General features: G+C 51.0%; 15 protein-coding genes. 6 read left to right on the top strand and 9 right to left on the bottom strand.

What is annotated here, in order from left to right:
- Positions 1 to 9: 9 nt before the first annotated feature.
- From ccoG to ccoN, 5 genes are all read right to left on the bottom strand, one after another.
- Positions 10 to 1,434, bottom strand: coding sequence for a cytochrome c oxidase accessory protein CcoG (ccoG, locus tag F3F93_RS11020; RefSeq protein WP_176959241.1), 1,425 nt, complete (start codon positions 1,432 to 1,434; stop codon positions 10 to 12).
- Between the two features lie 282 nt (positions 1,435 to 1,716).
- On the bottom strand, positions 1,717 to 2,583 hold the full coding sequence (ccoP, locus tag F3F93_RS11015; RefSeq protein WP_176959240.1) for a cytochrome-c oxidase, cbb3-type subunit III: 867 nt from the start codon (positions 2,581 to 2,583) through the stop codon (positions 1,717 to 1,719).
- A complete protein-coding gene (locus F3F93_RS11010) occupies positions 2,570 to 2,782 on the bottom strand; it encodes a CcoQ/FixQ family Cbb3-type cytochrome c oxidase assembly chaperone (RefSeq protein ID WP_347239250.1) in 213 nt (70 codons plus the stop codon). The genes ccoP and F3F93_RS11010 overlap by 14 nt, the downstream gene beginning before the upstream one ends.
- Entirely contained in the window at positions 2,775 to 3,416 is a 642-nt protein-coding gene (ccoO, locus tag F3F93_RS11005) for a cytochrome-c oxidase, cbb3-type subunit II (protein WP_176959239.1), read from the bottom strand. Before ccoO ends, F3F93_RS11010 begins: the two co-directional genes overlap by 8 nt.
- 12 nt (positions 3,417 to 3,428) lie before the next feature.
- A complete protein-coding gene (gene ccoN, locus F3F93_RS11000) occupies positions 3,429 to 4,856 on the bottom strand; it encodes a cytochrome-c oxidase, cbb3-type subunit I (protein WP_347239249.1) in 1,428 nt (475 codons plus the stop codon).
- A gap of 159 nt (positions 4,857 to 5,015) precedes the next feature.
- Between ccoN and F3F93_RS10995 the strand changes: the two genes are divergently transcribed.
- A complete protein-coding gene (locus F3F93_RS10995) occupies positions 5,016 to 5,660 on the top strand; it encodes a hypothetical protein (RefSeq protein ID WP_176959237.1) in 645 nt (214 codons plus the stop codon).
- A gap of 286 nt (positions 5,661 to 5,946) precedes the next feature.
- On the opposite strand, the gene F3F93_RS10990 is transcribed toward F3F93_RS10995, so the two are convergent.
- The 3 genes from F3F93_RS10990 to F3F93_RS10980 all read right to left on the bottom strand — a co-directional run bounded on the left by F3F93_RS10990 (position 5,947) and on the right by F3F93_RS10980 (position 7,755).
- On the bottom strand, positions 5,947 to 6,687 hold the full coding sequence (locus F3F93_RS10990; protein ID WP_241697111.1) for an ATP-binding protein: 741 nt from the start codon (positions 6,685 to 6,687) through the stop codon (positions 5,947 to 5,949).
- 112 nt (positions 6,688 to 6,799) lie between these two features.
- On the bottom strand, positions 6,800 to 7,564 hold the full coding sequence (locus tag F3F93_RS10985) for a sulfite exporter TauE/SafE family protein (protein WP_176959235.1): 765 nt from the start codon (positions 7,562 to 7,564) through the stop codon (positions 6,800 to 6,802).
- Positions 7,564 to 7,755: a hypothetical protein gene (locus F3F93_RS10980; protein ID WP_176959234.1), complete on the bottom strand. Its 192-nt coding sequence runs from the start codon at positions 7,753 to 7,755 to the stop codon at positions 7,564 to 7,566. Before F3F93_RS10980 ends, F3F93_RS10985 begins: the two co-directional genes overlap by 1 nt.
- A gap of 209 nt (positions 7,756 to 7,964) precedes the next feature.
- Between F3F93_RS10980 and trpS the strand changes: the two genes are divergently transcribed.
- Genes trpS through F3F93_RS10955 form a run of 5 tightly spaced genes read left to right on the top strand, consistent with a single transcriptional unit; the run spans position 7,965 to position 11,937 of the window.
- Positions 7,965 to 8,996: a tryptophan--tRNA ligase gene (gene trpS, locus F3F93_RS10975; protein ID WP_176959233.1), complete on the top strand. Its 1,032-nt coding sequence runs from the start codon at positions 7,965 to 7,967 to the stop codon at positions 8,994 to 8,996.
- A complete protein-coding gene (locus F3F93_RS10970; RefSeq protein WP_176959232.1) occupies positions 8,993 to 9,754 on the top strand; it encodes a segregation/condensation protein A in 762 nt (253 codons plus the stop codon). Before trpS ends, F3F93_RS10970 begins: the two co-directional genes overlap by 4 nt.
- A complete protein-coding gene (gene scpB, locus F3F93_RS10965) occupies positions 9,751 to 10,374 on the top strand; it encodes an SMC-Scp complex subunit ScpB (protein ID WP_176959231.1) in 624 nt (207 codons plus the stop codon). Before F3F93_RS10970 ends, scpB begins: the two co-directional genes overlap by 4 nt.
- Positions 10,331 to 11,290 carry a pseudouridine synthase gene (locus F3F93_RS10960; protein WP_176959230.1) on the top strand — a complete coding sequence of 320 codons (960 nt, stop codon included), beginning with the start codon at positions 10,331 to 10,333 and terminating at the stop codon, positions 11,288 to 11,290. The genes scpB and F3F93_RS10960 overlap by 44 nt, the downstream gene beginning before the upstream one ends.
- Positions 11,287 to 11,937 carry an endonuclease III domain-containing protein gene (locus tag F3F93_RS10955; protein WP_206675430.1) on the top strand — a complete coding sequence of 217 codons (651 nt, stop codon included), beginning with the start codon at positions 11,287 to 11,289 and terminating at the stop codon, positions 11,935 to 11,937. The genes F3F93_RS10960 and F3F93_RS10955 overlap by 4 nt, the downstream gene beginning before the upstream one ends.
- 21 nt (positions 11,938 to 11,958) lie before the next feature.
- On the opposite strand, the gene F3F93_RS10950 is transcribed toward F3F93_RS10955, so the two are convergent.
- Positions 11,959 to 12,888 carry a transposase gene (locus F3F93_RS10950; protein ID WP_176959229.1) on the bottom strand — a complete coding sequence of 310 codons (930 nt, stop codon included), beginning with the start codon at positions 12,886 to 12,888 and terminating at the stop codon, positions 11,959 to 11,961.
- Positions 12,889 to 12,990 lie beyond the last annotated feature (102 nt).

Below are 12,990 nucleotides of genomic sequence, written 5' to 3'. Positions count from 1 at the left end.
AAAACGCTCCTATCTGCCTTTTGGACCGACGAACACCGAATCATAGGTTACGGTAATCTCCGGCTGTGTGATACCCTGAATGGTTAACCGCACGTCGCTGTTTTCCTGCTTCAAAGTGTCGGGATCCGCGAGCAGGAAGATGCTAAACGGCACCAGCTTGCCGGCTTTAAGGGTGATATCTCTGAAATATGCCTCATCCACCAGCCGGATATTACCGGAGCCGCTCTGCACACTCAGGCTGACGCGCTGATCTGTCTCAAGTTTATTCACAGCCTTGATGGTATACTTATTCTGAATCGAACCGTCAGACATTCGCATAAACAGCGGTTGCCGAGAGTGTACGATGGATAGCTCAATCGGTGGAATAGTTGCCAGACCATAGATAATACCTGCTACGGCCAGCATGAAGATGGTACTGTAGGTGATCACGCGCGGACGCCGGAACAGTGGCGGAAGCTTCTCCCCCTCCATCTCCTTTTGCGAGAGATAACGGATCAGACCTCTGGGTTTATTCACCCTGTCCATAATCGAATCACAAGCATCGATGCACATGCCGCAGGTGATACAGCCTTCACTTAACCCTTCCCGAATATCGACACCGGTCGGACAGACACCAACGCACACCTTGCAGTCGATACAGTCACCCTTGCTGCTCTCATCCCCCCCTTTCACCTTACCGCGCGGCTCGCCACGGTGGTAGTCATAGGTCGGCAGAATCGAATCCTTATCCACCATCACACTCTGTATACGTGCATAGGGGCAGAGCCAGAAGCAGACCTGCTCACGCATAAAACCGGCCAGAATATAGGTGCCGGCAATAAACAGCCCCAACACCACCCAGGCGATCAGCGAGGCGGATAGGGTCAGATAGTCATGCCAGAGCTCAAAAGAGTTGGTGAAATAGGCGGCAAAGGTGATGCCGGTAAGGATGGCGATAAGAATCCACAAGGTATGTTTAATAACTTTTTTGCGGATTTTATCTGCCGACCAGGGTGCCTTGTCCAGCTTGCGCCGCTGCATGGGACTGCCTTCGATTTTATCTTCAATAAAGGTGAAAATATCGGTCCAGACCGTCTGGAAACAGAAGTAACCACAGAACAGACGCCCAGCTACAGCGGTTACACCAAACAGCGTGATCGCCAGCATAATAAGCACGAGAGAGAGCATCCAGATATCCTGCGGCCAGATGGTGATGCCAAAGAGATAAAACTTACGTCCCGGGATATCGAATAGTAGTGCCTGATGACCATTCCACTGCAGATAAGGGCTGATAAAGAAGAGCAGCCAGCTACTCATACTCAACCATTTAAGATTGCGAAAACGCCCCGGCATACGCTTGGCGTGAATCGTCTCACCACCGGTATTCACATGGTAGTGCAACGTGTCGGCATAGAGATCGTCGATGCTGTCACTGACCTGCCTGTTTTCGCTCATGATCTCCTCCGAAGAAGTCTCAGATCCCTCACGCCTTCCCCTTCAGGTGAGGGAAGGAGCGAAGATCTGTTAAGCCAAAGATGAATATGCTCATCTGAAAATTATTAATCTTTTGAGTTGATGATTTTATAAAACCAAATCATCCCGTAGACCAGAATAGCCAAAACGAAGACCATACTGATGAGTACACCTATTTCGACTGCATCCATGTTGTTCTCCTCTGAGTTTTTTCAATAGACACAAACAGTGCAGGGAGAGTCACCTCTCCCTGCATCGTGTGTTTTACTTGCCGCCGCCCATCGCATGCACCTTGATGGCCAGTATCTTGATCTGCTCAGGTGTCAGTTTGACACCGAAAGCAGGCATGATCGCACTGCGTGTCTCAGCGATATCCTCCTGATTCACACCGTAACGGATGGTTCTTAGCACCGCTTCACGACTGCCACCAAAGCGCCACACCTGATCGGTCAGGTTGGCAGCGCCGGAGAATGTATCGTCATTGAGTGCACCACCTTTGGCATTATCACCATGGCACCCCATGCAACCGGCCTCTTCAAAGAGTGCCCAACCCTCTTGTGTCGCTTCACCTCTGGGCAGAGCCACTACAAAGTCAGCCAGCTTTTCGATCTGATCAGATTCCAGCATATCGGCATGGGCTGGCATATCAGCCATACGCCCTTCAGTGATGGTTTCAATGATCGTGTCGATATCACCGCCAAAGAGCCAGTCATCATCCGCCAGCACGGGGAAGAGCCCTTCTGCACCCTCGCCACCAGCACCGTGACAGGCTGCACAGCTATCGCCGTATACAGCCTTGGCCGCCGACTCGGCAAAGTTGCGCAGTTCGGCATCAGCCATAATCTCACCGGCACTCATCGCTTTGAGTTTGGCCATATACGGCGCTTTGACCGCCTCATTCTCAACCACCGCCTCCTTGAACTCTTTGATCTGAGTCCAACCCAGCAGGCCTTCATTGGAGCCGTTGATCAGTGGAATGGATGGGTAGAGCAGGAAGTAGATGATGCACCAGATCCAGCCGATGTGGAACGAGATCAACCACCAGCGCGGAGGCGGGTTGGTCAGCTCGCGGATACCATCCCACTCATGTCCGGTATCCTGAGGTTTATTGGATTGATTATGCTTGTCCATGTCTCTCCTCCCGGTCGAGTTCCATATCATCTTCGTGATTGACGAAATCACGATGCTGTTCAAAGTTATCGCGGTTAGCTGGCTTAAGAATGGTGAAATAAGCCGCTGTCATAAGGCCTGAGATGACCAGCAGAATGGTCAGTCCGGTCCAGTCGGTGGTGGTCATGGCAGACCAGTCGGTGGAGAAGAAATCACTCACGATAATCCCTCCCTTCCTGGAATTTCACCATCGTTCCAAGCACCTGCAGATAGGCGACGATGGCATCCATCTCGGTTTTGCCTTTCACCGCCTCAGCGGCACCGGCAAAATCAGCCTCTGTATAGGGCACACCCACAGCTGCCAGTGCGCGCAGTTTGCGCTCTGTCAGTGTGTGATCGACGATATTCTCCGCCAGGAACGGGTAGCCTGGCATCACCGATTCAGGTACCAGCGAGCGTGGTGCTTTCAGATGCTGGATCTGCCACTCATCGGAGTATTTACCACCCACACGCGCCACATCAGGGCCGGTACGTTTGGAGCCCCACTGGAACGGATGGTCAAATTTCGACTCCGCCGCCAGTGAGTAGTGACCATAACGCTCTTTCTCATCGCGGAACGGACGAATCATCTGTGAATGGCAGAGATAGCAGCCTTCACGTACATAGATATCGCGCCCCTCCTGTTCCAGAGCAGTGTAAGGACGAATACCGTCCTCCTCCTTGTTGAGCTTCTCAATGGTGTTATCGAGATAGTAGAGCGGCACGATCTCGACAATACCTGCTACCGATACCACCAGTGCAATCATGAGGAGCAGAGCCCAGACATTTTTTTCGAGTTTTTCCTGAAATGACATCTGAATACCCCCTTAAGCCTTGGCTTCCGCAGCTGCAGAAACAGGCTGACGGGCACCACTGATTGTCTTGATGATGTTGTAGAGCATGATGAGAGAGCCCAGCAGCACCAGCACACCACCGATAGAGCGCAATGCGTAGTACGGATGCATCGCTGATACGGTTTCAGCAAAGGTGTAGACCAGATTGCCGTAGTCGTCTGTAGCGCGCCACATCAAGCCCTGCATGATGCCGGAAACCCACATCGCACAGATGTAGATGATGGTGCCGATGGTATGAATCCAGAAGTGTGTATTGACCAGACTCACCGAATAGATCTCGCGACCCCAAAGTTTGGTGACCATATGGTAGATCGCACCGATAGAGACCATCGCCACCCAACCCAAAGCACCGGAGTGCACATGACCGATGGTCCAGTCCGTGTAGTGACTCAAGGCATTTACTGTCTTGATCGACATCACCGGACCTTCGAAGGTGGACATGGCATAAAACGCCAGTGAGACAACAAGGAAACGTAATACGTAATCATCACGTAGCTTGTTCCATGCACCGGAGAGGGTCATCACACCGTTAATCGCACCACCCCATGATGGAATGATCATCGCCATCGATACAGCTGCGCCGAGTGAACCGGTCCAGTCGGGAAGTGCGGTGTACTGCAGATGATGCGCACCCAGCCATACGTAACCGAATGAGAGTGCCCAGAAGTGCAGTACAGAGAGTCGATAGGAGAATACCGGACGATTGGCCTGCTTGGGCACGAAATAATACATGATACCGAGAAAACCCGCAGTCAGGAAGAAGCCCACCGCATTATGGCCCCACCACCACTGAATCATGGCATCGTGAACACCGGAGTAGATGGAATAGGAGTGTGTCAGGGTAACCGGAATAGCCAGTGAGTTGACCACATGCAGGATGGTGATCATCACCATCATGGAGAGGAAGAACCAGTTAGCTACGTAGATATGGGATACCCTGCGATTGACGATGGTCATAATAAAGTTGAAGGTGAAAGCCAGCCAGACAACGGCAATAGCGATATCAATTGGCCAGATCAGCTCAGCATACTCTTTGCCCTGTGTCAGCCCCAGTGGGAAGGTGATTACTGCTGCAACAATAATTGCATTCCAGCCCCAGAAGGTGAACCAGGCCAGTTTATCACTCCACAGACGCACATGACACGTTCGCTGCACAATATAATAAGCTGTCGCCATCAAGGTTGAGCCACCAAATGCAAAAATAACGGCATTGGTATGCAGTGGTCTTAATCGGCCGAAGCTGATGTAGGGATTATCAAAGTTAAGTTCGGGAAATGTAAGCTCCCAGGCAATAAAATCTCCAACCAGCGCACCTACCACAAGGTAGACTACTGCAGCCAGGGAGAACCATTTTACAACGGTAAAGCTGTACTCTTGTTCGTCGGGTTTTTCTCCAGACACGGCTATCCTCCTATTCTTCCTCATAAAATCGTGATGCAGATCACAATTAGCGCAACATAATATTATTATTTTATAATATTGTCAATAGTAAATTTTAATGTTACTATGTCACCATCATACTACTATAGCAGAATCCATACAGCACACAGAGAGGACAAAATGTCGCAGCCAGAGAAAAAACAGATCAAACAACTTGGTCTGAAACTGTTTGCGGCAACGCTTCTACTTACAGCTGCATTATTTGTATGGAGTAGCTCCAACCATAAAAGCGACCATCTCTCACAGGATACCTGGGTGGATGCCGATGGCCAACTGCATCTGCTAGGTATAACACTCGGTAAAACCGTGCTGCGCGATGCCGAGATCGCCCTGAAGAGCCGTAGTGATATCGCCTTATATATATATCCTGAAGAACATGCCGAAGCCGGGCTGAAACTGGAGGCATTTTTTCCGGCCATTGCCGATCACAGTAAAGTCATCGTGGAGTTAGTGGCGGATGAGATCACTCTGCAACAGATGCAGCAGCGAAGTACCCTGCCCCACCTCTACCCCAACAAGGTGGCGCGCATGAATCTGCATCCGGAAGATCTGGCTCTCGCCCAGCAATTGGTTGTGAAAAACCTAACGCTGATACCCAGCATCACAATTACACCGGAAACACTCAAAGCCCGTTTTGGTGAACCTTCAACCATCAATAGCAGCGAAGATGGCATCACCTATTACCACGTTGCAGCCATTGGCCTGAAAGCCACACTGAAATCAGAGGATGCAACACGCCTCTATTTTACAAACCCGAACCAGTAGATAGAACCAGAGTACCTTGTGACAGGCATCGCATAGTTGGCAAGGCCGATGCAATAGCGTTGGCCTATCTTTTAAAAAGGAGCCAACTTATGCATCACTCATTCACTAAAAAAATTCGCCCTGTTCTGATAAAAAACAGCCCTTTAGTCATCGCCACAGCGCTCTATCTCGTCATATTCACAACCCATATATAACGAATCATGTGGCATTGATTATCTGCATGAGAGGAAGTGAAGTCAGTAAATGTTCTGATTGAACAGTTTACGAAAATAATGCGAACTGATCTCTATATATTCAGCTCAGGCATCAGCGGCAGCAGAATGATAAATTCAGCCCCCTCACCAGCAGGACTTGCCACTTCCATGGTACCACCATGTTTCTCCACAACATCAAAAACATTGGCCAGACCAAAGCCATTACCATCTGCTTTGGTGGTAAAGGCAGGTTCACATATCAGATCAATAACATCAGCAGCGATACCGGGTCCGGAATCTTTCACTCTCAGTTCGGCCCAGGGATAAAATTTATTCAGTGTCACCAGAATCGAGCCACAATTACCCCGACCAATAGCCTCAATGGCATTTTTCAGAAGATTCAGAACCACCTGATAAAGCTGCCCGTGATCACCGAGAATGTGCATAGCCTTAGCAGGGTGTTGCCAGTCAACAGTGATCTCCGGTGGAATCATCGGCCGGGTAAGCGAGATCGATTCATCAATAGAGCCGGAGAGATCAATAATACCGAGATGATCTTCACTATTATTGGCAAAGGTAAGAATGCGCTCAATCAATCCGTTGGTCCGCTCTATCGTTTGATCAATGGCATTGAGATGATTGTGAATTGATGGGTCATCACTGCGCCGCTTGATCATCGCTGATGCAGTGACAACGATATGCAGTGAATTACGGATATCATGGACAATGGCCTGAGTAAAATGGCCCAGAGAGCTCATCTTCTCAGCATGAACTTCGTGTCTGCACTCACGCCCCTCTTCACTGCTGGAAGGCGAACTGATCCCCTTTGCCATTATCATCTCCCTCAACATCCTGCTGAATGGATGAAGATGTTTACATAAAAGCGCTGTTTCCACAATGACTAAATCAGCATATAAATCATTAATAAACAGTGAATTGCTGTAGCTACCTAACGTGATTCATATCCCTATGCTGCATGGGGTTTTGCTGAGCTGAAGGAGGGCTCATCTGATGCGTGGACAGATCGTGACCTACTCCACCACCATGCAGCATATGCATCAGACTTGTGCCTCGCACCATGGTGAACAGTCCGAGAAGAATAACCAGAATACCGAGTAGCTTTAACACCAGCGAGCGTCTGTTGGCGGCAAGGAGATTCACCAATGCCGGTGCAGCCATCATTGCAGGAATGGTTCCCAGGCCAAAGGCCAGCATGGCAGAACCGGCTTCAGCCACCCCACCGGATGCGACACTTAAACCCAGTGCTGCATACACCAGACCACAGGGCAGAAGGCCGTTGGCCACTCCAATCGCAAACCAGCTTACCGGTGTACGTTTGCTGGCAGCCGATCTGATACGGTTGGCCAAACCCAGACCACCTATGGCACGGGCACCCAAGCGTGCAAAAGGATCAGGCATCCAGCCCGCCAGATTCAGACCAAAAGTGATCATAATCAGTCCGGCAAACAGCGTTAAGAAAAACTGAACCTGATCAAAACTTCCCAGCTGTTTCAGGGAGAAACCGATCAAACCACTGACCACACCCAACATGGCATAGGTGGTAACGCGGCCAAACTGGTAAGCGGCCAATCCTGACCACCAGACTTTTGGACGGGTCATGGAGAGTGCGGAGACAAGCCCGCCACACATGCCTACACAGTGCATGCTGCCAAAGAAACCCACCGAAAATGCTATGAGGAGAAGCTCCATCACTGACCCGATCTGTTGTGAATCGCCTTAAACAGGTCTCTGGTTACAATCTCCTTCTGCAACCAGTTGGCCCAGTGCTCAGCCGCTTTAAGCGTTGTGAAGCAACCACACTGGTGTGAGTGTTCAGTGAACCATACATGCGCCTGATAGAGACAACTCCGGTTCTCTTTCTGTTCCCTGACAAATAACATGAGTGACTCCTTTTTCTCTTGGATAATTATATTATCATTTACTTATATGTCAAGTGACAGATTGTCGCAGCAGAGTGTTTTTGTCTTCCCGCATTTCACGATGTAACACCCATTGTTACAATGGGCCTGCTGCTTTGCTATCGTTCGCAGAGATGGTTGAAACATGGCGGCGAATGAATCACAGATTCAACGTCAACGAGGGGAAAAGATTGAGCACTTCTGACAATCCAAAGAACAAACCGAAACGAATTCTTTCCGGTATGCGCCCGACAGGGAAACTGCATCTGGGTCACTATAAAGGTGTACTGGAAAACTGGCTGACACTGCAGCAGCAGCATCAGTGCTTCTTCTTTGCCGCTGACTGGCATGCACTGACCACCGATTACGCCAATCCATCCATCGTTAAAGATACCATATGGGATATGTTGATCGACTGGCTGGCTGTGGGCGTAGACCCGGAAAAAGCGGTGGTTTTCATTCAGTCCGAAGTACCTGAGCATGCCGAGTTGCATCTGCTCTTCTCCTTCATGACACCGCTCTCATGGCTGGAGCGCGTGCCCACCTATAAAGATCAGATTGAACAGCTCAGAGAAAAAGATCTCGGTACCTACGGTTTCCTCGGTTACCCGCTGCTGCAGGCTGCTGATATCCTGATCTACCGCGCTGATGGTGTGCCGGTCGGTGAGGATCAGGTGCCACACGTGGAGCTTACCCGTGAAGTAGCACGCCGCTTTAACCACCTCTACCGACAGGGTATCCCTCCCCTATTCCCTGAACCTGCATCAATGCTCATGCCTGCTGCCAAACTGCCGGGCCTTGATGGTCGCAAGATGAGCAAATCTTACGGCAACACCATTGAGCTGGGTGAATCCTGGAAAGTGACCGAGAAGAAGGTCAAAACCATGCCTACCGATCCGGCCCGTGTACGTCGCGATGATCCGGGCAACCCTAAAAACTGCCCGGTCTGGGATTTCCATAAGGTCTACTCCACAGAAGAGGAGCGCGAATGGGTCAAAGATGGCTGCACCACTGCAGCTATCGGCTGTATCGACTGCAAGATGTGTATGCTTAAACATCTGGAGGAGGAGCTGCAGCCGATTCGCGATCGCCGCATCGAGATTGCCAGCAGGCCCGATGATCTCAAAGATATTGTACGAGCCGGTAATGAGCGGGCTCGCCATGAGGCCTCCCGCACCATGGAGAAGGTGCGTAAAACACTGAAGATGGGCTATCGCGTATGATTCAGGGGGTGCAGGCGCCTCTGATTCAAGAGGAAGATAAGCAGTCTGCACTGCCTCCGGTTCAACTCGATCAATTTGAAGGACCGCTTGATGTACTGCTACATCTGATCCGCAGTCAGGAACTCGATGTTTTCGATATTCCTCTGGCCATGATCACCCGACAGTACCTCGATATTCTTGAAGCTCAGGAAGATCCTGATCTGGAGGTTGCCGGCGACTATCTGGTCATGGCCAGTACGCTGATGCAGCTGAAATCGCGCATGCTTCTGCCGCGACCAGAGATCGATGAAGAGGGTAATGCCATTGATCCTCGTGCCGAGCTTGCTGCCCAGCTGATCGCTTATGAGCAGTACCGCATGCTGGCTGAAGAGCTCAATGAAAGGCCGCGTCTGGGTCGTGATGTTTTCGTCAGATCTATCTTTCCGGAAGCCGATGAGGTGGAACGCCCGCTTCCCGATGGTGATCTCGATGCCCTGCTGCTCGCCTTCAGAGCAGTACTTAAACGCGTTGGTGGTGAGGTACGCCATCAAATCTTCTCAGAAACCATGAGTGTACGTGAACGCATGACCACGGTACTTGAGCGACTGCGATCCGGTGGCATGCAGCTGGATGAACTGCTGGCTGGAGAACCAGGTCGCGAAGCGCTGGTCACCACAGTACTGGCGATTCTTGAGCTCTGGCGTCAGCAGACCATAACTGTGATTCAGAGCGAGAATTACGGCTCAATCACCCTGATTCCCAAGGAGAGTATGCAATGAACAGTGACACACTACAGCAGCTCGCCTCTCAGATTGAGGCGATGATTCTGGCGAGTGATGAACCGCTTACCCTGCTTAAATTACGCACCCTGCTTGGCGAGGAGATGCAATCCTCCGACATCCGCGAAGCGATCACTGAACTGGAAGCGCACTACCAGAGTCGTGGCATCCGTCTGGAGAAGGCAGCTGGCGGCTGGCAGTTCCGTACAGCCCCCGAGCACGCAGAACTGATCCACAACATGTGGGAGATCAAACCGCAGCGTCTCTCCCGCTCGGCCCTTGAAACACTGGCCATTATCGCCTATCGCCAACCCACCACACGTGCCGAGATTGAGGCGTTAAGGGGTGTAAAGGTATCAAGCCAGATGATCGCCACGCTGCAGGAGCGCGGCTGGATCAAGGTGATCGGACGCAAAGAGGTGCCGGGTCGCCCTCACCTCTATGGCACCGGTAAACAGTTCCTTATCGACTTTGGACTGGAATCACTAAAGGATTTGCCGGAATCGGCACAGTTGATGGATGAAGATGAGATCCAGCAGATGGTGATGAAAAATATTGAACAACCCACGGAATCAGATGAAACAGACGAAGCAGACGAAGAAACCAACCAGGCAGCCTGAGCAGAATCGTAGCAGTAGCGGCGCCAAGGCTGCTGAAGCGGGCAGTAAAGGCAGATCTAAACCGTCTGAAAAGCGGGGCAAAGGCAAACCATCTCAAGTGCGAGGCAAAGCGCGCCCTCAAGGTAAATACCAGAACAAAACCAAGCCGGCCAAAAATCTGGATCCGGTCACTGCCAATCCGAATTCCGGTGAACGCATTAACAAATTCCTGGCCCGATGCGGCCTCTGTTCCCGGCGTGAAGCAGATCGTTGGGTTGAGGCTGGTCGTGTTACGGTAAACAGTGAGGTCAGCAAAGAGCCGGGGCTGTTGATCCAGCCACGGGATATCGTCTGTGTGGATGGCAAACCTGTTTCGGTACAGGAAAGTTTCACCTATATCCTCTATAACAAACCGATGGGCCAGCTCTGCACACGCCGTGATGATAAGGGGCGTGCTCTGATCTACGACACCCTTGATGTTGCGCCCAATGTCCAATCTGTTGGTCGACTGGACATGGACACGGAAGGTCTTCTTCTGCTCACCGATGATGGTGCGCTTACCCGCGCATTAACCCACCCTGCTGCCAAACTGCCACGTGAATATCGTGTGCGTGTCGGTGGTCAGGTCTCCATGGAGACGCTGGAGAAACTGCGTCGTGGCGGATTTGATATCGGTGATGGCGACAAGAGCGACAGCTGGGAGGTCACTGTAAACTCGGAGACCAAAGGTCACACATGGCTAACCGTGATCATTACACGTGGCCGCTATCGGGAAGTTCGCCGTACCCTTGAAGCCGTTGGTCACGCCGTTCGTCGATTGATCCGCACCCGTTTTGGCCCTATTCGCCTTGAAGAGGGCATGCCGCGCGGCAGCTACAGAACACTCAATCGTGCAGAGGTAAGAAAACTGCTTGATCGCACCAATATGGACCTTTGAACGATCCGACTCCGCTGCTGATTTTTGAAACACTGTTAACGGCCTACGGCCACCAGCAGTGGTGGCCGGCAGAGAGCCCTTTTGAGATGATGGTCGGTGCCGTGCTCACCCAGAACACCAACTGGAAAAATGTTGAGCAGGCTATTGGCAACCTGAAAGCGGCAAACATGCTTGATGCAGCTTCGATTGTATGTGCTGACCACGAACAACTGGCTGGGGTGATCAGACCATCCGGTTTTTTCAACCAGAAGGCTTGCCGACTGCAGCTGTTTTCACGCTTTTATATTGCACACGGAGAGATTTCCGGCCTGAGAAAACAACCGATGGATGAGATGCGAGTGCAGCTCCTCGCCCTCTCCGGCATCGGCCCTGAGACTGCCGACTCGATGCTGCTCTATGCACTGGAAAAACCTGTTTTTGTTGTTGATGCCTACACCCGGCGCATCTTTACGCGTCTGGGCCTGCTATCCGGGAAGATCGATTACGATGCCATTCAAAACTATTTCCATCAGCAGCTTGAACCTCAACTCTCACTGTTTCAGGAGTACCACGCCCTGATTGTTGAACACGCCAAACGCCACTGCCGCAGCAAACCGCTTTGCGGGAAATGCCCTCTGCTCAACAGCTGCAACTACTCAAAACAGTAGCAATAAACGAATATGTGATTTTTAAATAAGTGACAGCTGCCGCTGCTCTTCAGCAGCCTTCTGTTTGGCCACCACGCTCTTTTTCCTGATGGGGTCAGGTCTACTTTTGTACCGCTCTTGCTTTTCAGCCCGAACAATTCGCCCTACTGTCGTAAAATAGATGCCGAAAAACGCTGCAATCTGACTATAGCTGTAAACACCTGTTCGGTAAGCGGCAACGATCGCATCATTACGCTGCGGATAGAGCGCTGCTATCTCCTGCAAGCTTTTCACCGGCGCTTGTCGTTGCTGTTTGGGAATGTTTTTATCTTCAGCAGAGAGTTGAACCTGTTGATGTACTGTGGCCACAAAAGCATCCGATCCAAGATAGACCTGCCGGTTTAATCCTTGCCATATACGCTCATCAACACCGTCAGAGATAAACGCGCTATAGCTAGAGATCGCCCTCTTATGCGTACTGGAAAAGTGTGACAGCACTCTCTCTGTAGCAAGAAATTCAGGAGCCGCTTCCAACCCCGCGACACTCCGATAACTACTCCAGGGCCAGGATGCCACATCTTTGACCATGCCAGCCCGCACCGGGTTCAACACGACATAGCGAACCACCTCCAGAAAATATGCGTCAGCTTCAATAACGATAGCCTTGTATCGTCCCTGAAACAGGTGACCTGCTTGCTGATGCACTCTGTTAAAACGCTGGGTATAGAGCCCATTGAGTTGACGCATGCCTTTGCCAAGGTTTGCCTTCGGAGTCTCGATGACAAGGTGATAGTGATTATCCATCAGACAGTAGCCATGACAGAGCCAGCCCATATCATCAATCACATCAGCAAGCGTTTTCAGAAACTGTAGCCTGTCACTATCACTACGGAAGATATTCATCCCCGCATTACCACGGGAAGTGACGTGGTACATTGCACCTTCATATTCGATACGTAACGGTCTGGCCATGAGCTGACCCTAATTATCTTAAACAGACGGTTCAATAGTAGACCTGACCCCGAACAGGGTGTGGTAGACCTGACCCCGAACAGGGTGTGGCAGAGTTGCCCA

Source organism: Mariprofundus sp. KV (assembly GCF_013387475.1).
In the GTDB taxonomy this organism is placed as follows: Bacteria; Pseudomonadota; Zetaproteobacteria; order Mariprofundales; family Mariprofundaceae; genus Mariprofundus.
This window is presented reverse-complemented; position numbering and strand designations above follow the sequence as displayed.